Here is a 20639-nt window from a genome sequence, read left to right on the forward strand (position 1 = left end):
AGGAGGTTCATCCAAGTTGCACAACGATATTAAAGAAGTGCTCATCAGCGAAGAAGAAATTCAACAGAAGATTTTGGAGCTGGGGGCTACGCTCAGTGAAGATTACAAAGGCCGCAACCCGCTCGTCATCTGCGTACTCAAAGGCGCATTCGTATTTATGGCTGATCTCGTTAAACGGATCGAAGTGCCGCTTGAGATCGATTTTATGGCGGTATCCAGCTATGGTGCTTCCACCAAATCGTCCGGTGTGGTCAAAATCGTCAAGGACCTGGATGTTTCCGTTGAAGATCGGGATGTCCTCATCGTTGAAGATATTATCGATAGTGGGCTCACACTCAGCTACCTCATCGACATTCTGCATGGCCGTAACGCCAAGAGTGTACGTGTTGTAACTTTGTTTGACAAGCCATCCGGCCGTACCGTCAACCTCGAAGCGGATTATACCGGATTCAACATTCCGGATGCATTCATCGTAGGCTATGGTTTGGATTACGCCGAGCATTACCGGAATCTCCCCTACATCGGGATTTTAAAACCGGAAATTTATTCGAGCTAATTACCTTGCCTGAGAATACTTGTTATTCTGAACCTCAAGGACAGACAGCCGGTAAGGATCGCATTTTTTGCTGTCTTAGCTGACAATATCTGTTATTGTGCTCTGGCATCTATTGAGAACGTCAGACGGGCTATGGTAAAATAATTTAAGTGTCTTGAGAGGAGGTAGGGGATGAATCGGTTCATCCGAAATTCTGGTTTCTATTTAATACTTTTCTTAGTCGTGGTGGGCATCGTCCGTTACGTTAGTGACGGAAGCGAAACTACCGATAATCCAAGATATGACCAGCTCAAAGCAGCGCTGGCTGCCGGTAACGTAGCGTCGGTGACGCTTCAATTCGACAACTATGCTTACCTGGTGACCGGTGAGTACAAAACACAGCCTGCTGATGCTAAATCCAAGCAATTCACTACGTACATCCCTGCCACTGATGCAGCGCTAAGCGAAGTGGACGCTGCGATGGCGAACTCGGGAACACAAGTAACCGTGAAGCCGATGGAGGGCGACAGTATTTGGCTGTCCTTTATCACTTCGATGATCCCGCTCGTAATTATGTTTATCCTCTTTTTCTTCCTGTTCAATCAGGCACAAGGTGGCGGCGGCAAAGTGATGAACTTTGGCAAAAGCCGTGCTCGTCTGTACAATGAGGAAAAGAAAAAAATTACATTTGAGGACGTAGCCGGTGCGGATGAAGAAAAGCAGGAGCTTGTGGAAGTCGTCGATTTCCTGAAAGACCCGCGTAAATTCAATACCGTCGGCGCGCGTATTCCGAAAGGTGTTCTGCTCGTAGGCCCTCCGGGTACTGGTAAAACGCTCCTTGCCCGTGCGGTAGCAGGGGAAGCTGGCGTTCCGTTCTTCAGCATTTCCGGTTCTGACTTCGTCGAAATGTTCGTCGGTGTCGGTGCATCTCGTGTGCGTGACCTGTTTGAAAATGCGAAGAAAAACGCCCCATGTATTATTTTTATCGACGAGATTGATGCGGTAGGTCGTCAGCGCGGTGCCGGTCTTGGCGGCGGACATGACGAACGTGAGCAGACGCTCAACCAATTGCTCGTTGAAATGGATGGTTTTGGCGCCAATGAAGGCATTATTATCGTTGCGGCAACGAACCGTCCGGACATTCTCGACCCGGCGCTATTGCGTCCAGGCCGTTTTGACCGTCAAATTACCGTTGATCGTCCAGACGTTAAAGGTCGTGAAGCGGTACTCAAAGTACATGCTCGCAATAAACCGCTGACGAAGGACGTCAAACTCGATATTATCGCCAAACGTACAACAGGTTTCACCGGAGCCGATCTGGAGAACCTGCTTAACGAAGCTGCCCTGCTGGCAGCGCGTCGTAACCGTCGTGATATTTCTATGACTGAAGTAGACGAAGCGATTGACCGCGTAATCGTAGGTACAGAGAAGCGCAGCCGCGTAATCAGCGATCGCGAGAAACGCATCGTCGCGTATCACGAAGCCGGTCATACGGTTGTCGGTTACTTCCTGGAACATGCGGATATGGTGCACAAAGTAACGATCGTACCGCGTGGTCGTGCAGGCGGATACGTAATCATGATGCCGAAGGAAGATCGTACACTCGTAACGAAGCAAGAGCTGCTGGATAAAGTAACCGGTTTGCTCGGCGGACGTGTGGCGGAAGAACTGTATATCGGGGAAATTGGTACCGGTGCATACAGCGACTTCCAGCAAGCGACCAGCATCGTACGCAGTATGATCGTCGAATACGGTATGAGTGAAAAGCTCGGCCCAATGCAGTTCGGTAATTCGCAAGGTCAAGTGTTCCTCGGCCGTGATTTCGGTCATGAGCAAAATTACAGTGATGCGATTGCGCACGAGATCGATCAGGAAATGCACCGTTTCATTACAGATTCGTATGAGCGTTGCCGCGAATTGCTACAAAAGCATTCTCGCGAAATGCATCTGATCGCGCAAACGCTGCTTGAAGTGGAGACACTGGACTTCGAACAGATCAAACAACTGATCGAAACAGGTTCTCTCGATGGCACTGGCGAAGGTACCGACGGCGGCAACGATGGTACACCAAACGAAGCGGGTGAGCCAACATTTGATAGCATCGGTGATTCTAAAGTTCGTCTCGAAAAAGATGATACAACATCTTCTTCTCCTGAGGCGGGTGGCACGATCCCGAACAATCCAAATGATAATTCCGGCGATAACCGTGGACCAGGTGGCGGCACGCCGACGATTTAAGCTCGTGCTGTATGAATACGCGATCGATCAACAGATCGATAACAGTATAATTTTAATACAGATGATCAACCTCCGAAGGAATGGCTCCTTTGGAGGTTTTTTGTGTTTTTACTGAAGATTCATATAGTTAAGAGGAGTGCTAAGGCAGAAAATAAGTTTTATTGGAGAGAGAGCTAATGTATAGATCGCTGATGTATAGATCGCGTAGCAGTAGGCAGCTTATTCGCTAGGCGATATGTAATGATTGGGTAGTATAGCTAAGCAAACGTATGATCCGCTGCTTTGATCTGTGCGTCATCATACAGATTCGTTAAAATTTCAATCATTTTCCACGATTTGAACATTGACAATTAGGGGTCGGATTGTGTACATTATTGGGGAAGTTTATCACAAATTGGACACATTTTACAGCGGTGTAAGCAATTTTTTTCACAATCTTTGTTCTGTCAAATGAAATTACTTTATACGTATGAGTGACTATAGATGTCGGATATTAGCGTGTACATTGGATATAAATGCCAAGTACAGCAGATTGTCATATGGACAATGTACCGGCAAGGCAATAGATTAACTTTAACGGCAGACGAGAAACGTGGGCGAGCAACATTGTGAAAAGTGTCTCAAACAACAGGGAGATGAAATGATGGAAGCGTTGGCACTTGAAAAAAAAGCAGAGCGTGATGCAGAGCTTCGTGAACGTTTGCTACAGCTAAAAAAAGAGCGTAATGCCATTATTTTGGCGCATTATTATCAGCGTGACGAAATTCAAGAAGTAGCTGATTTCCGTGGCGATTCGTTTTTGCTCGCTCAAAAGGCAGCCCAGACCGACGCGGATACGATCGTATTTTGCGGTGTGCATTTTATGGGTGAGAGCGCCAAAATTCTCGCGCCTAACAAAACGGTCATCATTCCCGACGAACGTGCCGGCTGTCCAATGGCAGATATGGTCAATGTGGACGGTTTGCGTCGTCTGAAAGAACAGCATCCGAATGCAAAAGTGGTCACCTACATCAACTCCTCTGCTGACGTGAAAGCAGAAACAGACATTTGCTGCACATCCGCTAATGCGGTTAAAGTGATCCAGTCTGTTGATTCCGATGAAATTATTTGGGTTCCGGACAAAAACCTCGGTCATTATGTACAGCAGCATACCGACAAAAAGATGATCATCTGGGAAGGATATTGCAATACTCACGATATGTTAACAGTTAAAGATGTGTTCGAAATGAGAGCTAAATATCCAAACGCCCAATTTGTCGTTCATCCGGAATGTCGTCCTGAAGTGGTCGCACTAGGGGATTTTGTAGGCAGTACGACTGCGATCATTAAATATTGCAAACAATCTGATTGTCAGGAATTTATCGTCGGTACAGAGGATGGAACCGGCTACCAGCTACGCAAAGATAGCCCAGACAAAAGTTTCCATTTTGCTAGTAAATATCTCGTCTGCCCGAATATGAAAGTCAACAATTTGAAAAAGCTAGTGAACTGCTTGGAAACGATGAAGCCGCAAATTTACGTACCGCCAGCTGTAGCGGATCGCGCGCGCATTTCACTGGAGCGTATGTTGGAAGTTTCTTCGTCCTAAGCCTGGTCGATGCTTTGGAGCAAATCTAAAGTACGTACGTATTCAAGCTTGTTTGTAATCGTACCTAAACGATATGCATATACGATAAATGAATGTAATACTAGCGATTATGCTGATGGATCGTCGTTATTTCGATGGAAGAAAGGCAGGCGTTATGATGCCAGAGCGACAAGAGCGCGCTACAGACCGTAGCCCGGTTGTGCATACCGATGTGTTGGTGATTGGAACGGGGATTGCCGGTTTATTTACCGCTATTTTAGCAAGTGAATACAAGAATGTGCTCTTAATCACAAAGGATAAGCTGATGGAAAGTAATACACGTTATGCACAAGGGGGAATCGCTGCTGTAATGGCGGAAGATGATGCTCCGGCATTTCACTTGGAAGACACATTGCTTGCTGGTGCAGGGTTGTGTGATCGTGCAGCGGTAGAGCTGCTTGTGCAGGAGGGACCAATACGTGTACGTGATCTGATTCGGTTAGGCACCGCCTTTGATGCCCGGGATGGACAATTGGAGCTGACCCGGGAAGGTGCGCATAGTCATCGTCGTATTTTGCATGCGAACGGCGATTCGACTGGACATGAAATTGTGCGTGCTTTGTCGCAACGAGTACGGAAGCAGCCGCAGATTGAACGATGGGAGCATCATTTTACGACCGAGCTGTTGACCGAAGATGGTCAATGTATCGGTGCAATCGTACAGCGACCGGATGGAGAAATGGTGACGGTCTATGCCGATGCGACTATACTGTGCACCGGTGGAAGCGGACAACTGTATGAACATACGACCAACCCCGCAGTAGCGACTGCTGATGGCATCGCGCTCGCTTACCGTGCAGGTGCGCAGCTACGGGATATGGAGTTTATACAGTTTCATCCGACTGCGCTTTACCAGCCAGGAGCGCCGCGTTTCCTCGTCTCTGAGGCTGTACGTGGCGAAGGCGCGATTTTACGTAATCGTCACGGTGAGGCATTTATGGAACGGTATCATCCGCTGCGCGATTTGGCACCGCGTGATATTGTCGCGCGTGCGATCGTAAGTGAGATGGAGCGAGAGCAGAGCGCTTTTGTATATTTGGATATTACGCATGAGCCGGAACAACAGCTGGCGCTGCGCTTTCCGACTATTTATCGAACATGTTTGCAATATGGCATTAATTTGGCGCAGGATTGGATTCCGGTAGCACCGGCAGCGCATTATATGATGGGTGGTGTCCGTACGGATCATCATGGTGAGAGTACGGTAGCACGTCTGTTTGCCTGTGGTGAAGTGTCATCAACTGGCATTCATGGCGCTAATCGATTGGCGAGCAATTCGCTGTCAGAAGCGATCGTATATGGTAGCCGGATTGCTGACTATGTACGGGAACTGGAACCGGTAGCTGCGTCATTCCATGCATTGGATAGAAGTGAGGCAGGAAAGTCGGTTCATTTTAATGAGCATATAAATGTAAATAAATTCACAACCTCTGCTGAAACCGCTCTGCAATTGAACGGATCGCTACCGTTTGTTAGTGTCGGTTTATCGACGGCTCCATCGGTTCAGGCAACAGCTACCGCTCCGCTTGGCACGGATGAGCCGCTTATCGCGCAGCATGGCGTACAGTTGTCCGAGCAGCCAGTTTTAGCGAGCGCAGCGTCTTTGCCTTTGTCGCAGCTTCGGCTAAAACTGCAACATTCCATGACGACGTGCGCGGGCATTCGGCGTAATAAGCAGCAGTTGCTACAAGGGATTCAGCAGCTCACAGAGCTGCAACAGCAACTGCACAATCGGTATTCTACTAGTCAGGCAGACGCTGAACATAAACGTCAATATCGCGAACTGGACAATATGGTGACGACCGGTTTGCTTGTTTTGCAGGCGGCAGTGCATCGGCAAGAAAGTCGGGGCGGTCATTATCGGGATGATTTCCCACAGCGTGATGATAATGATTGGCATAAGCATACGATTCAGCATATTCATAACGGGCTAATGGAGGAGACAATCGATCATGTTTAACGGATATCAGGAAGGGCTTACTTCATGGATCAAGCTATGGTTACAGGAGGATGTCGGTTCAGGTGATGTGACGACAGCGGTGACGGTGCCGCAAGGACATCAGAGCCGTGCCGTCATCCATGCCAAGCAGGCGGGCGTACTAGCTGGTTTGCCTGTAGCGGAGCATGTGTTTCGCACCGTTGACCCGGAGCTTCGATTTCATGCTGTCGCTACAGAAGGACAGGTTTTGGAAAAAGGTGATATTATAGCAGAAGTGGAAGGTAGCACTCACTCGCTACTGACCGGAGAAAGACTAGCTTTAAATTTGCTGCAAAGGATGTCAGGCATCGCCACTCGTACCGCTGAATATGTGAGCCGAATTAAAGATTTGCCGGTACGTCTAGTCGATACACGCAAAACGACACCTGGACATCGTATGCTGGAGAAGTATGCCGTCCGTGTGGGCGGCGGAGCGAATCATCGCTTCGGTCTGTACGATGCGGTCATGATCAAGGATAATCATATTAAAGCGGCTGGCGGCATTACTGAAGCGGTACAAGCAGCGCGTGCGGTCATTCCGCATACGATGACGATCGAAGTGGAAACGGAATCATTGCAACAGGTGAATGAGGCGCTAAGCAGTGGTGCCGATATTATTATGCTGGACAATATGGAGCCGTCGTTTATGAGCGAAGCGGTCGCACGCATTCGTAGCTATAGCCCACATGTGCGCATTGAAGCATCTGGCAATGTATCGCTGGACACTATTCGTGGACTGGCGGAAACGGGTATAGATATTATATCGGTCGGACGGCTGACGTATTCGTTTGATAACTTGGATATTAGCCTTGATCTGGGAGCGAAAAAGAAGGAGTGACCCGTATTGATACTGGTGATTGATATTGGCAATACGAATATCGTATTTGGCATGTATAGAGGAGAGAGCCTGCTGCACCATTTTCGTATCAGCACCAATCGCCAGGCGACACCGGATGAATATGGCGTGACGATTCACCAACTGTTTCAAATGTCCGGTGTGGCAGCAGAGAAGCTGGAAGGCATTATCATTTCATCCGTGGTGCCTTCGATTATGCATACGCTTGAGGAAATGTGTGAGAAATATTTGCATCATACTCCTATAATTGTCGGACCGGGCATACGCACCGGTCTGAATTTGCGTTATGAGAATCCGCGTGAAGTGGGCGCTGACCGGATTGCCAATGCGGTAGCAGCGATTGCGATTTACGGCAGCCCGGTTATCGTAGTCGATTTTGGGACGGCAACGACATTCGATTGTATCGATGCCGGTTCCAACTATTTGGGCGGTGCGATCGTACCGGGAATCGCTATTTCCACTGAAGCATTGTATCAGCGCGCCTCCAAGCTGCCGAATATCGAACTGGAAAAGCCGCGCCGTGTTATCGGGCGCAATACGGTACATGCGATGCAGGCGGGTATTATTTATGGTTATGCCGGACAGGTGGATGGTATCGTTAAGCGTATTCGCAATGAGTTAGGTGAAGAAGCGCGTGTAGTCGCAACCGGAGGTTTGGCGACATTGATTGCAGACGAAACGGAAACGGTGAGCGAGGTCAATCCGCTGCTTACGCTGGAAGGTCTGCGTCTCATTTATGAACGAAATCGTACGTCCCATCGTCATTTACCGCGTACGGAGCAGTAACATCTATAATTTGCAAAACTTTTGACTACAGTTTAACGTCTAATTACAATAGAAGTTGCTGAAACTGGACAGTATGGGCGTTTATTTTGCAATCGTATTCGAATTATCGGGTAATGTGCAATATAATAGACTATGTATGCATAACAGAAGCCAATTTATCCAAGCATCAAGCGATGTACAATCGAGAGGGGTTTATTATAGATGGAACAACATAATCACAAAACGGATCGTTTGATTCGCGGTATGGCACTAGGTGGCAAAGTGCGCGCATTTGCCGTGCGCTCTACAGAGCTGGTAGAGGAGCTGCGCCAGCGCCATGATACGTGGCCAACCGCCACAGCGGCAATGGGACGGACGCTGAGCACAGCGGCGATGATGGGCGCGATGCTTAAAGGCGAAGAAAAGCTGACTTTGCAAGTGAAAGGCAATGGCCCGATCGGTCAAATCGTAGCCGATGCTAATGCCAAAGGGGAAGTGCGCGGTTATGTGGACAATCCGCATGTTCATTTGCCAAGCAATGCGATGGGCAAACTGGATGTCGCCGGTGCGGTGGGGACGGAAGGTTTTGTATATGTGATCAAAGACCTCGGTCTGAAAGAGCCTTATCGTGGCAGTGTGCCAATCGTTTCAGGCGAGCTAGGCGAAGATTTTACGTATTATTTTGCGACGTCTGAGCAGACGCCGTCTGCGGTCGGTGTAGGCGTACTCGTCAATACAGACAATGCCGTCATCGTGGCGGGCGGCTTTATTTTGCAGCTATTGCCAGGTCTGACCGATAGCGAGATCGATGCGATCGAGCAGGCATTGTCTTCGCTGCCACCGGTTACGACGTTGCTGGAGCAAGGGTTGGAGCTGGAAGATATGCTGAAACGTGTGCTGCCGGACGTTGAGATTATGGATCAAATGGACATCGTGTTTAAATGCTCCTGCTCACGTGAACGTGTGGAACAAACGCTAGTCAGTCTGGGCGAGTATGAACTGACCCAGTTGATTGAAGAAGAAGGGCAGGCTGAAGTCGTCTGTCACTTCTGTAATGAGAAGTACCAGTTTCAGCACGCTGATCTGGAAAAGCTGCTCGCTGAAGCGAAAAATTAAGGGAATCCAAGACATATGACGAAGCATAAATCACCCTTATGGACAGCCGTCATGGTCTTGATCATAGTCATTATTATGCTGCTCGGAGCCTATTGGGTCATCCGGGCAGTTCAGCATTCCGGCAGCAGCCATTCCGCAGTAGCTGTCGTAGGCGACGACACGATCAGTGACGACCAATGGACCGCCGAATTGAAGAAAAGATACGGGCAAGAGATTTTGCTCCAAATGATGAACCGACGTGTGGTAGCAAAAGAAGCGCAGGCGCTCCATATCGGAGTGAGCGAGCAGGAGATCGACGATAATTTGCAAGAGCGGATGAGCGGCTACAGCTCGCCAGATACATTTTATAAAGAAATGAGCACTCAGTTTGGGCTTAGTCGTCAAGACTTGCGCGAAGAATCCAAATACCAGATCGAGTTGGAAAAGATCGCTACCGTGCATATCGAGGTAAGCGATGAACAGGTCAATCAGTATATGAAGCAAAATGCACAAAAAAGCGATGAAAAGCGCCAATACGAACTGGCATGGATCAAAACGGATGATGCAGATAGTGCCAGCGAAGCGGTGCAGCGGCTGCAAAAAGGCGATACATTTGCCGATATTGCCAAAGCGTTGTCGACGGACAAGTTTTCCGCTGACAAAGGCGGCAAGTTAGGCTGGATTGACAATGATGATCCGTTTCAGCCGCCTGAAGTGATGCGAGCGATTCAGTCGATGCAACCGGGCGATATCGTAGGTCCGATCATGCTTGCCAGCGGCGGTTATGCGGTCGTGCAAGTGCTTGATATTCGCCAGCCCCAATCGGCGCATTTGGAAATTAGTGCAGACACAGCACGCCGCAAAATCGCGCTTGAACAAGCAAAACCACTAATTGAAATCGAGCAGGAACTACGCAAAAAGTACGGTGCTTATATTTTATCGGTCAAACCGTAGGATTGTGTCACTGTAACATTGACAATGCCTTAGCGTATTGATAATATTAATTATATTAATACCTACTGTTTTACTCGGATTAGCATAGACAACACATATAGCATGTAATCACCGCTACGTTCTATCATTTGAAGGAGGGCAACAGGCATGGCAAAAGTCGTAAATAATGTGACAGAGTTGATCGGAGGAACTCCACTCGTTCGTTTGAATCGTGTGGTACCGGAAGATAGCGCAGAAATTTATCTGAAGCTGGAATATCAAAATCCAGGTTCCAGCGTTAAAGACCGGATTGCGATTAGCATCGTGGAAGAAGCGGAAAAACAAGGCATTCTGAAACCGGGCGGAACGATCGTTGAAGCAACGAGCGGCAACACCGGGATCGGTCTGGCGATGGTCGCTGCCGCCAAAGGTTACAAATGCGTGATCGTAATGCCGGAAACGATGAGTTTGGAGCGTCGCAACCTGCTGCGTGCTTACGGTGCTGAACTGGTGCTGACTCCGGGTTCGGAAGGCATGAACGGCGCGGTCAAAAAGGCGGAAAGTATCCTGCAAGAAAACCCAGGCTATTTTATGGCTGAGCAATTTAAAAATAAAGCAAACGTTAAAATTCACCGCGAAACGACAGGCCCGGAAATCGTTGAAGCGATCGATTCGATCGGCGGTACGCTGGATGCGTTTATCGCGGGTATCGGTACAGGTGGTACGATTACAGGTGCAGGTGAAGTGCTGAAAGAGCGTTTCCCTGACATTAAAATTTATGCCGTTGAGCCAGCAGCATCGCCAATTTTGGCAGGCGGACAACCAGGTCCCCACAAAATTCAAGGGATCGGCGCCAACTTTATTCCGGAAATTCTAAATCGTGATGTGTATGACAAGATCATTCACGTTGAGAATGATGAAGCATTTGAAGTCGCACGTCTTGTGGCGAAGGAAGAAGGCGTATTGTCCGGCATTTCCTCTGGTGCGGCTATCCATGCTGCACTGAAAGTCGCCAAAGAACTCGGCAAAGGTAAACGGATCGTCGTTATTATTCCAAGTAATGGTGAGCGTTACTTGAGTACACCACTGTACAATTTTGAAGCTTAAAATCGAATGGCTACGTAATCGCGCATCGTCTTAATGATGATCGCTGTTGCTGCTAATGCCATGCGTTAAGCCTCTGTTCAAGTCTTCGGATTTGTGACAGAGGCTTTTTGATTGTATATAGGCTTCTTTATGTATAGAAGCAACGAATAGTCTTCTCAATTCCACCGTGCTTTAGTATACTAACGACAAACTAAACATGATTAGGTTGGAGGAACAACGGTTGACCAAAGTATGCATATCATTACAGCAGTGGGAACAATGGAGTCTGGAAGATTATACGCATCTGCCGTATTTGCTGCGCATGCCGCTAAATGAACAATTGCTGCCGAATAGCTGGGAAGTGCTGTGGAGTGAGCATTTTCCACATTCCATATTGCTGGAAAATGGCAAGAGCGGACGATATACGTATTTGGGCTTGCAGCCTTCCGGTATCATGAGCGGCGATCTGGAACGTGCAGAGGAAAGAGAACTGCTGCTGGACAAGGCAGTATGTTCGACAACGGATGCACCTGCATCCCGGCAGCAGACAACGGAAGCGCCGGTAATAGATGAAGTTAAGCAGCATAACGGCAAGCCGCTGGACGTGTTGCGGCAATGGATGTCTCGTTACCGTGCACCACGCGTCGAAGCAGCGCCGCCATTTACCGGCGGCTGTGCAGGCTTTCTTAGTTATGATATCGCCCGTTCGCTGGAACGTTTACCGGATCGGTTGTCCAATGAACTCGGTTTGCCGGAATATGTATGGCTGCGTTTTGATCGCTTATGGGTCGTAGATCATTTGGAAAAAGTACTGTATTGCTGTGTACACTTGCCGCTCATGCCTATCATGGATGAACAGCATCAACAAGCGCCAGCAGCGGATAATTGTTCTTTATACTATGAGCAGGCGGCACAGATTGCAGCGCAGATGGCAAAGCAATGGCAGCAGTGGTTGTCTGCTGTCCATATGGCAGACGCACAGCGCCGTGAACTGCTGCACCAGCATCCGGCAGCGGTGACCGATTCCCGTACAGAAGGGTATGGCTTTACGACCGGTTTTCAGCAGGAAGCATTCCAGCAAGCGGTTCGTGCGGTACAGCGTTATATCGGACAGGGCGATGTGTTTCAGGTGAATTTGTCGCTGCGCAGTCAGCGTACGATTGAAAGTACACCGGAATCGATCTACGAATGGCTGCGGCTGACCAATCCGTCTCCTTATATGGGCTTATTGCGTTTACCCGGCTTTCAATTGGTATCCGCTTCACCGGAGCTACTCGTGTCTGTACGCGATGGTGCGGTAGCGGCGCGTCCGATTGCAGGCACACGGCGGCGCGGCACGACCGAGCAGGAAGATGTGGCGATGGAGCAAGAGCTGTTGCATACGGAAAAGGAACGTGCCGAGCATATTATGCTCGTCGATTTGCAGCGTAACGATCTGGGACGCATCGCTCGTTATGGTAGTGTCCGTGTACCGGAGCTGATGACGATTGAGCGTTATTCGCATGTGATGCATCTCGTATCCGGCGTTGAAGCCGAGCTTGCCGATGATAAAGATGTGTATGATGTCATTGCAGCCGTATTTCCAGGCGGTACGATTACCGGAGCACCTAAAATTCGCACGATGGAAATTATTGAGGAACTGGAGCAAACGAGACGCGGTGCTTATACCGGTTCAATGGGTTGGATTGACTATAGCGGCAATATGGAATTAAATATTATTATCCGAACATTAACCGTCAAAGATGATATCGCTTATATGCAGGCTGGGGCGGGCATCGTCATCGATTCCGACCCTTATCGGGAATACCGTGAATGCTTTAACAAATCGAGAGCTTTAGCCAGAGCGGTCATGCTGAGTGAACAGCAAGAGTGTCTTCGGCAGAAAAGGGAGGATCAACGATGATACTTGTAATTGATAACTATGATTCCTTTACGTACAATTTGGTGCAATACCTCGGTGAACTAGGTGAGGAAGTTGTCGTACGCCGCAATGATGAGATCGATATGGACGGCATTCGTGAATTGAATCCTGACCATATTTTGCTGTCACCAGGTCCATGCACACCGACCGAAGCGGGCATTACGATCGATGTGATCCAGACGTTTAAAGGCGAAATTCCGATTTTTGGCGTATGTCTTGGACATCAGGCGATCGGACAAGCATTTGGCGGCAATGTGATTCGGGCGGAGCGATTAATGCATGGGAAAACATCGCCAATTATCCACGAAGCGACCTCGGTATTCGAGAATCTGCCGTCGCCATTTACGGCTACACGTTACCATTCTTTAATCGTCGAGCGCAGCAGCTTGCCGGATAGCTTGGAAATTACAGCCGAGACAGCCGAAGGTGAAATTATGGGCTTGCGGCATAAGGAATATGCGATCGAAGGCGTACAATTTCATCCGGAATCGATTGTGACCGATCACGGTCATACCATTTTGCGCAATTTCCTGAGCCGTAAAGTGGATAAAGCAGCCAACGTATGAACTATGTTAGCATAAACGGTGTCATCACACCGAGCGAGCAAGCCGTGGTATCCGTCATGGATCACGGCTTCTTATATGGAATGGGTTTATTTGAAACGATGCGCACGTACAATGGACGTCCGTTTTTGCTAGAGCGGCATTTGCGGCGGTTACAGGCAAGTTGCGATTCGCTCGGCATCCATTGGTCGATCACAACGGAGCAGGCAGAACGGCAACTGCAAGAGCTCATGCACGCCAATGGTTTACAGGAAGCCTATTTGCGTTATACCGTATCGGCAGGCGAGGACATACTCGGTTTGCCGTCCGGTGCCTATGCTAAACCAAACACGATTATTTATGCCAAAGCATTGCCGTCTGCATCTATCCGTCCAGCCGAGAATACGGCAACGGCTGGACGTGTGCAGCAAAGCCAAATGAATACGGCGATCGAAGGCTTCAATGCTGATCATGGAACAGACCGACTTACAGATGATAGCGAGCGCACTCCAATTAAATCTGTTCCTATTCCCACAGTGCAGCGTCCAACGAAATCGCTGCGTCGTCTGCACACCGTACGCAACACACCAGAGGGCGATATTCGCCTCAAATCACTACATTATATGAACAGCATTCTCGGCAAGCGTGAGTTAGCATTGTATGCCGACGCACCTGCCACAGCGGTCGAAGGCTTAATGTTGACTGCGGAAGGACATCTGGCGGAAGGCATCGTCAGCAATGTATTTTTTGTACAAGCAAACGGTCTGTATACACCTTCCGTCGATACCGGCATATTGCCTGGCATCACACGAGCATTTGTGATGGAGCTGGCTCAACGGATCGGCTTGCCCCTGGAAAAGGGGCTGTACACTTGGGAGCAGCTGATCGATGCAGACGAAATATTTGTCACCAATTCGGTGCAGGAAATCGTGCCAATCGTCCGTCTGCTTGAAGATGAGCGTGAGCATCAGATCGGCAACGGAGCGATAGGTATGTATACCGCTATGCTTTGCACCGCTTATGAAAGAGAGGCTTACCGAACGTGAAACAGCCACTATATCCTGTCCGTGAATATCAATTTGGTACCGCCAGCCTCACACTGGATCGGACGACCAAAATTATGGGCATTTTAAATATTACACCGGACTCTTTTTCCGATGGTGGTAATTATACATCGGTAGAGCGTGCGGTTGCACATGCGCTGCAAATGGTCGCAGAAGGGGCAGATGTAATCGATATCGGCGGTGAGTCGACGCGTCCGGGCCATGCGCCCGTATCGGAGGCGGAGGAATTAAGCCGTGTACTGCCAGTCATTGCAGCACTGCATAAGCAGTTGCCACAACTTCCGCTTTCGATCGATACGTATAAAGCCGAAGTCGCCCGCCAGTCGATTCAAGCCGGTGCCCATATCGTTAACGATGTATGGGGCGGGATGGCGGATGAACGGATGTTTGAAGTGGTAGCACAGCTAGGCTGCCCGTATATTTTAATGCATAATCGCCACAATATGGACTATGATGATCTCGCTGTTAATGTGCGCAGCGATCTGGAGCAGCGGATCGAGCAGGCAATTGCTACAGGTATTGATCCAGGGCAGATCATTTTGGACCCAGGCATCGGTTTTGCCAAAACAGGGGCGCACAATCTACAGTTAATGCGCCGTCTTGATGAGCTGCATTCGCTCGGTTACCCGCTGCTGCTAGGCACGTCCCGCAAACGATTTATTCGCGGCGTACTGGATGCGGATGCCGATGATGTGGTGGAAGGGACGCTGGCAACGACAGCATTCGGTATCGCACAAGGCTGCGGCATGATCCGTGTGCACGATGTGCGTGCAAACAAAAAGCTGGCAATGATGTGTGATGCGATGCTGCATAAGGGCGGATAGCGCCTGCTGTCAGCTATGATGAAGGGAATGAGCGTTATGGATAAAATGATACTAACTCGGATGGAGTATTACGGCTATCATGGCGTATTTGAGGAGGAGCGTAAGCTCGGTCAGCGTTTCTATATTGATTTGGAGCTAGAGCTTGATCTGTCTGAAGCTGGACGCACCGATCAGTTGGACGCGACGATTAACTATGCCGAGATTCATGAAAAAGTAAAAACGGTCGTTGAAACAAAATCATTTCAATTGATCGAAGCGCTAGCGGAATGCATTGCCTCGGTTTTGTTGGAAGCTTATACCGGGATAAATGGATTGACCGTTCGAGTGACTAAGCCGCATCCGCCGTTTGATATTCACTTTCAGGGGGTAACTGTAGAGTTGCGGCGTACACGAAAGTGAGCGTATGCACATGATAAACTATTCTCATTCCTCTGGATCGTCAGAGGCTTATATTGCTTTAGGTGCCAATTTGGGCGATCGCGAGCAAACATTATATGATGCAATTGAACTGTTGCACAGCCATCCGCAGATTGCGGTACAACGCTGTTCCGGTGTGTATGATACCGCACCGGTTGGTTATACCGATCAGCCTGCTTTTTACAATATGGTGATTAGGATATCGACAACACTACAGCCGTTAGAGCTGTTGGACATTATGCTTGAGATTGAAAGTCAGCTTGGACGTGTGCGTACTATTCGTTGGGGTCCGCGTACAGTCGATCTGGATTTGTTATGGATGGATCATAGGCATATAGAGACGGAGCGCTTGCAGTTGCCACATCCGCGTATGTGTGAGCGCGCCTTTGTGCTCGTGCCGCTACATGAGCTGATCCGGCAAACAGAAGTACCAGAGCTATACACGCTTGTAAATGATGCCATTCAGCATGTACAAGATCAACCTATTCATTATGTACATGCCTGTTCATTATCACTGCCTGCCAAATGGAATTAATCGGCATGTTATGCCGTTTGTTATAGTAGTTACTGCTACCAACACAACATCGTTGTAACGACGTTATGAACAATAGAACCAGTCGCTTGTTTGAATCGGCGCGTATCGTGCATCATTTGGATATCGATCTCTGTAATCTAATTTTGCGTGCACCTTTTCATCATTGGGATGGATGTACCGCCATCTGAGCAATAGACATGTAACAGATACAGCTCTATTTTTATAAACTGACGATAATGGTAAATGCAAATGTATATCTTATTAGTAAGCTATGCAACAAACTGCTATCTACGATAACCGCATAATGGCGGGCATCATCGTATGACGGAAGCAGAAGCCAAAGGAGTGAATCATCCGATGCTAACAATCGGTGATATTAAACTGAAAAACCGCGTCGTGCTCGCCCCGATGGCTGGCGTATGCAATCCCGCCTTTCGCCTGATCGCCAAAGAGTTTGGAACCGGCTTAGTCTGTGCCGAAATGGTTAGTGACAAAGCGATTTTGAGCGGCAACAAACGTACCTATGAGATGTTGTTTGTGGATGAGCGCGAGAAACCGCTAAGCTTGCAAATTTTTGGCGGAGATCGTCATTCATTGGTAGAAGCGGCGAAAGTTGTCGATCAGGATACCAATGCCGATATTATCGATATTAATATGGGCTGTCCTGCACCGAAAATTAACAAAATCGATGCAGGCGCACGCTGGCTGCTTGATCCGAACAAAATTAACGAAATGGTCGCTGCCGTTGTCGCCAATGTGAGCAAGCCAGTCACGGTCAAAATGCGCATCGGCTGGGATCATGATCATATTTATATCGTCGATAATGCGCAAGCGGTCGAAGCTGCTGGCGGCAAAGCGATCAGTGTGCACGGACGCACACGTCAGCAACTTTATACCGGTCAAGCGGATTGGTCGTATATTAAACAGGCAAAAGAGTCCGTTTCTATTCCGATCATCGGCAACGGTGATGTGGTCACACCGGAAGATGCCAAACGGATGCTGGAAACGACAGGCTGCGACGGCGTTATGATCGGACGCGGTGCACTTGGCAATCCGTGGATGCTGTATCGCACCGTACAATATTTGAACACCGGTGAGCTGGCGCCAGACCCGACGGCTGAGGAGAAGATTCGCATTGCTATTTTGCATATGGATCGTCTAATTGCATTAAAAGGTGAAATTGTCGCTGTACGCGAGATGCGTAAACATCTGTCTTGGTATTTAAAAGGTGTCAAAGGCTCCGCCAGCATCAAGGATTCTATTATGGAAGAAACGAAACGTGACGAAATGGTACGAATTTTGCACAAGTTCCTCGCAGACTTACCGGATCATATCGGCTCTGCTGCCGACCATGAAGCAGTACCGTTTGTCCAAGTACAATGTGCGACTACTGCGCCAGCATCGGTATAGTCAGTCAAAATATGCAATTCTACTGCCGATAGTTGCTGGATACAGTGTCGGTAGGTATGATGGGCAAACACGTTGTTTGGTAGCGGTTATTCGCTTCGTCAAGACCCCATTTGGTGCAGTAGCGCCAGGCGGGGTCCTTTTTATTGACATTTCATAATCATTCCCATATACTTTTGCAGTATAAATTTGCCTGAGCAACGGTTTGTATGCAAAAGACGCAATTAGCCGCCAGATTACGGAAACCGAGCTGATCGTTTTCGTAACAATTCAAATTTAAGCCGAAATTAAAGCTTAAATTGGCTAATGTGTTTGAGTACATGCCCTAATGGTTAGATTTGATATAGCTTCTGGGAGATTTCCCGGTACAATTACCTTTTTTGCGATCTTGTATGAATCTTCGCTGCTTTCGAACGACCGGCTAACATTCATGCGGGAAGCCCCGAAAGCGAATTTTTGAAATTTTTGAAAATTATTCACATGACAGGAGATTTGGTTAAGATGAGCGATAAAGAAGTCATTTTGACACAGGACGGTCTGAAGAAGCTGGAAGACGAACTCGAAAACCTCAAATCCGTAAAACGCCGCGAGGTTGCAGAACGTATCAAAGTTGCCATCGGATATGGCGATATTAGTGAGAACTCCGAGTATGAAGATGCTAAGAACGAACAAGCATTCATCGAAGGACGCATCATTACACTGGAAAAGATGCTGCGCAACGCACGCATCATTAACAGTGACGAGATCGATACAGATGCAGTGAGCATCGGTGCAACTGTAATTGTAGAAGACTTGGAATTTGGCGATACGATGGAATATACGATCGTCGGTTCCGCAGAGTCCGATCCTTCGCAAAATAAAATTTCCAACGAAAGCCCTGTCGGCAAAGCGATTTTGGGCAAAAAGAAAGGTACGGTTGTAGATGTAAGCGTACCTGCTGGTATGATCCAGTACAAAATCATTGAAATTAAGAAATAATTTTCCAGGCAAGCTATCGCTTCAGCGGACATACGTATGCCCATTATACTTACAAGGAAATGTCCAATTCGAGCATAGAGGTACATGTTCGGGTATGCTTCATCAGACGTACGAATATTCCGCTCCATTATCTCTATGCTGTACAGCCTAAAATGCTTCATGTATGAAAAAGCTTCCGTTAAGGGAGCTTTTTTCTTGAAATGATACTGAAATTCCGCTCCATTACTGTTTTGCGGATTTCAGTTTCAGTTCAAATCAAGTAAACTATAACTATGTGCCATATGAAATGAACGGGAAAAATAACCGTTTGGATGTTTCGCCCTTACTGCTGTTTATCGGCATAGATGTGCGATGGATCGATGCCGAAACATATACTGCATTGATAGCTGTACATCGTGATATGGAGCCTGACGGATATGTGCCTGCATACGTTGTTGCAACAGATCGCTTTATCGCTAACAACAAACGATATATGGCATACGATCATGCAGTGTTCAGGGTGAACTGGTGTCTTAACATTATGACGCATATGTATTTTATTGAAGGAGTTGAAATTCAGCGATGTCTGATGAAACATTGAACCCTGGTCAACAGGAAGAAACCGTAATAAGCGAAAGCGAAATGAACGAACTGCTCAAGGTGCGCCGGGCGAAGCTGGATGAGCTGCGCGCATTGGGCATTGATCCATTTGGCAAAAAGTATATCCGTACGTCCACTGCAAGCGATGTGCTGAGCACGTATGATACACTTACCAAAGAAGAACTGGAGCAAAAACAAGTGACCGTAAGTCTGGCTGGTCGGATTATGACCAAACGTGTAATGGGTAAAGCCAGCTTTGCACATATTCAAGACTTGAGCGGACGTATTCAAATTTATGTGCGTAAAGATACCGTTTCTGAAGCGCAATACGAAGCATTTACAATCCTTGATCTGGGCGATATCGTCGGTATCAAAGGTACCGTCTTCAAAACGAAAACAGGCGAAACGTCCATCAAAGTGCTAGAACTGGAAGTACTCACCAAATCCCTGCTGCCATTACCGGACAAATACCACGGGATCAAAGACGTCGAACTGCGCTATCGTCAGCGTTATGTCGATCTGATCGTCAACCCGGAAGTACAGCGTACATTTATTACGCGTTCCCGTATTATTCAATCGATGCGCCGTTACCTGGATTCGCTCGGCTATCTGGAAGTTGAAACACCGACTTTGCATAGCATTGCTGGTGGCGCAGCGGCGAAACCATTTATTACACATCATAATGCACTGGATATGCAGCTTTATATGCGGATCGCAATCGAGCTTCATTTGAAACGTCTGATCGTTGGTGGTCTTGAGAAGGTATACGAGATTGGTCGCGTCTATCGTAACGAAGGTATCTCGACACGCCATAATCCAGAATTTACGATGATCGAACTGTATGAAGCGTATGCAGATTACAAAGACATTATGAGCCTGACCGAAAATATGGTCGCTCATATCGCTCAGGAAGTGCTGGGCACAAATCGGATTGAGTATCAAGGACATGAAGTCGATCTGACGCCGCAATGGCGCCGTGTATCGATGGTAGATGCGGTAAAAGAAGTAAAAGGTGTAGACTTCGGCGTACACATGACCGATGAGCAAGCACAACAGCTTGCCCAAGAGCATGGCGTCAAAGTGGAGCCACATATGACATTCGGTCATATTTTAAATGCATTTTTTGAGGAGTTTGTTGAGGAGACATTGATTCAGCCGACATTCATTACCGGTCATCCGGTTGAAATCTCCCCACTGGCGAAAAGAAATGAAGCAGACCCTCGTTTCACCGATCGCTTCGAGTTGTTTATCGTAGCGCG

The 20639-nt window shown here is 48.1% G+C and carries 18 protein-coding genes (1 of these 18 cut by a window edge); all 18 read left to right on the forward strand.

What is annotated here, in order from left to right; all coding sequences use genetic code 11:
- Window positions 1–16: 16 nt before the first annotated feature.
- The gene (gene hpt / locus U1I11_RS21150; protein WP_322908069.1) at window positions 17–556 is read left to right on the forward strand and encodes a hypoxanthine phosphoribosyltransferase; all 540 of its coding nucleotides are present in this window, start codon (window positions 17–19) and stop codon (window positions 554–556) included.
- Window positions 557–727: 171 nt separating this feature from the next.
- Window positions 728–2773, forward strand: a complete 2046-nt coding sequence (ftsH, locus tag U1I11_RS21155) for an ATP-dependent zinc metalloprotease FtsH (RefSeq protein ID WP_322908070.1) — start codon at window positions 728–730, stop codon at window positions 2771–2773.
- 643 nt (window positions 2774–3416) lie between these two features.
- Complete coding sequence (gene nadA / locus U1I11_RS21160; protein ID WP_322908085.1) at window positions 3417–4361, forward strand: quinolinate synthase NadA; 945 nt, start codon at window positions 3417–3419, stop codon at window positions 4359–4361.
- Window positions 4362–4515: 154 nt separating this feature from the next.
- Window positions 4516–6360 (forward strand): L-aspartate oxidase, encoded by a 1845-nt coding sequence (gene nadB / locus U1I11_RS21165; protein ID WP_322908086.1) that lies wholly within the window; start codon window positions 4516–4518, stop codon window positions 6358–6360.
- The gene (nadC, locus tag U1I11_RS21170; protein ID WP_322908087.1) at window positions 6350–7216 is read left to right on the forward strand and encodes a carboxylating nicotinate-nucleotide diphosphorylase; all 867 of its coding nucleotides are present in this window, start codon (window positions 6350–6352) and stop codon (window positions 7214–7216) included. Before nadB ends, nadC begins: the two co-directional genes overlap by 11 nt.
- Before the next feature lie 6 nt (window positions 7217–7222).
- The gene (locus U1I11_RS21175) at window positions 7223–8020 is read left to right on the forward strand and encodes a type III pantothenate kinase (protein ID WP_322908071.1); all 798 of its coding nucleotides are present in this window, start codon (window positions 7223–7225) and stop codon (window positions 8018–8020) included.
- A 201-nt stretch (window positions 8021–8221) separates the two neighbouring features.
- Window positions 8222–9115 carry an Hsp33 family molecular chaperone HslO gene (gene hslO, locus U1I11_RS21180; RefSeq protein WP_322908072.1) on the forward strand — a complete coding sequence of 298 codons (894 nt, stop codon included), beginning with the start codon at window positions 8222–8224 and terminating at the stop codon, window positions 9113–9115.
- Window positions 9116–9130: 15 nt separating this feature from the next.
- Entirely contained in the window at window positions 9131–10048 is a 918-nt protein-coding gene (locus U1I11_RS21185) for a peptidylprolyl isomerase (RefSeq protein WP_322908073.1), read from the forward strand.
- A 147-nt stretch (window positions 10049–10195) separates the two neighbouring features.
- The gene (gene cysK, locus U1I11_RS21190; protein ID WP_322908074.1) at window positions 10196–11134 is read left to right on the forward strand and encodes a cysteine synthase A; all 939 of its coding nucleotides are present in this window, start codon (window positions 10196–10198) and stop codon (window positions 11132–11134) included.
- 220 nt (window positions 11135–11354) lie between these two features.
- On the forward strand, window positions 11355–13016 hold the full coding sequence (locus U1I11_RS21195) for an anthranilate synthase component I family protein (protein ID WP_322908075.1): 1662 nt from the start codon (window positions 11355–11357) through the stop codon (window positions 13014–13016).
- A complete protein-coding gene (locus U1I11_RS21200; protein WP_322908076.1) occupies window positions 13013–13600 on the forward strand; it encodes an anthranilate synthase component II in 588 nt (195 codons plus the stop codon). The genes U1I11_RS21195 and U1I11_RS21200 overlap by 4 nt, the downstream gene beginning before the upstream one ends.
- Window positions 13597–14622 carry an aminotransferase class IV gene (locus tag U1I11_RS21205; protein WP_322908077.1) on the forward strand — a complete coding sequence of 342 codons (1026 nt, stop codon included), beginning with the start codon at window positions 13597–13599 and terminating at the stop codon, window positions 14620–14622. The genes U1I11_RS21200 and U1I11_RS21205 overlap by 4 nt, the downstream gene beginning before the upstream one ends.
- A complete protein-coding gene (gene folP / locus U1I11_RS21210) occupies window positions 14619–15464 on the forward strand; it encodes a dihydropteroate synthase (protein WP_322908078.1) in 846 nt (281 codons plus the stop codon). The genes U1I11_RS21205 and folP overlap by 4 nt, the downstream gene beginning before the upstream one ends.
- 36 nt (window positions 15465–15500) lie before the next feature.
- Window positions 15501–15863, forward strand: coding sequence for a dihydroneopterin aldolase (folB, locus tag U1I11_RS21215; RefSeq protein WP_322908079.1), 363 nt, complete (start codon window positions 15501–15503; stop codon window positions 15861–15863).
- 10 nt (window positions 15864–15873) lie between these two features.
- On the forward strand, window positions 15874–16416 hold the full coding sequence (folK, locus tag U1I11_RS21220) for a 2-amino-4-hydroxy-6-hydroxymethyldihydropteridine diphosphokinase (protein ID WP_322908080.1): 543 nt from the start codon (window positions 15874–15876) through the stop codon (window positions 16414–16416).
- Between the two features lie 357 nt (window positions 16417–16773).
- Complete coding sequence (gene dusB / locus U1I11_RS21225) at window positions 16774–17826, forward strand: tRNA dihydrouridine synthase DusB (protein ID WP_322908088.1); 1053 nt, start codon at window positions 16774–16776, stop codon at window positions 17824–17826.
- A gap of 498 nt (window positions 17827–18324) precedes the next feature.
- On the forward strand, window positions 18325–18801 hold the full coding sequence (greA, locus tag U1I11_RS21230) for a transcription elongation factor GreA (protein ID WP_322908081.1): 477 nt from the start codon (window positions 18325–18327) through the stop codon (window positions 18799–18801).
- A gap of 561 nt (window positions 18802–19362) precedes the next feature.
- On the forward strand, window positions 19363–20639 hold the 5' portion of the coding sequence (gene lysS / locus U1I11_RS21235; protein WP_322908082.1) for a lysine--tRNA ligase. Its footprint extends 262 nt past the window's final position; the window shows 1277 of its 1539 coding nt (coding positions 1–1277); it begins with the start codon at window positions 19363–19365; its stop codon lies beyond the right edge, outside the window.

The sequence above is a fragment of the Paenibacillus campi genome, assembly GCF_034659835.1.
Taxonomy (GTDB): Bacteria; Bacillota; Bacilli; order Paenibacillales; family Paenibacillaceae; genus Saccharibacillus; species Saccharibacillus campi.

Coding starts and splice junctions, on each gene's coding strand:
- U1I11_RS21185 (WP_322908073.1), top strand. CDS start 9,131: ATGACGAAGCATAAATCACCCTTATGGACAGCCGTCATGGTCTTGATC.
- dusB (WP_322908088.1), top strand. CDS start 16,774: ATGCTAACAATCGGTGATATTAAACTGAAAAACCGCGTCGTGCTCGCC.
- U1I11_RS21205 (WP_322908077.1), top strand. CDS start 13,597: ATGAACTATGTTAGCATAAACGGTGTCATCACACCGAGCGAGCAAGCC.
- greA (WP_322908081.1), top strand. CDS start 18,325: ATGAGCGATAAAGAAGTCATTTTGACACAGGACGGTCTGAAGAAGCTG.
- folK (WP_322908080.1), top strand. CDS start 15,874: ATGATAAACTATTCTCATTCCTCTGGATCGTCAGAGGCTTATATTGCT.
- nadA (WP_322908085.1), top strand. CDS start 3,417: ATGGAAGCGTTGGCACTTGAAAAAAAAGCAGAGCGTGATGCAGAGCTT.
- nadB (WP_322908086.1), top strand. CDS start 4,516: ATGATGCCAGAGCGACAAGAGCGCGCTACAGACCGTAGCCCGGTTGTG.
- hslO (WP_322908072.1), top strand. CDS start 8,222: ATGGAACAACATAATCACAAAACGGATCGTTTGATTCGCGGTATGGCA.
- ftsH (WP_322908070.1), top strand. CDS start 728: ATGAATCGGTTCATCCGAAATTCTGGTTTCTATTTAATACTTTTCTTA.
- U1I11_RS21200 (WP_322908076.1), top strand. CDS start 13,013: ATGATACTTGTAATTGATAACTATGATTCCTTTACGTACAATTTGGTG.
- folB (WP_322908079.1), top strand. CDS start 15,501: ATGGATAAAATGATACTAACTCGGATGGAGTATTACGGCTATCATGGC.
- cysK (WP_322908074.1), top strand. CDS start 10,196: ATGGCAAAAGTCGTAAATAATGTGACAGAGTTGATCGGAGGAACTCCA.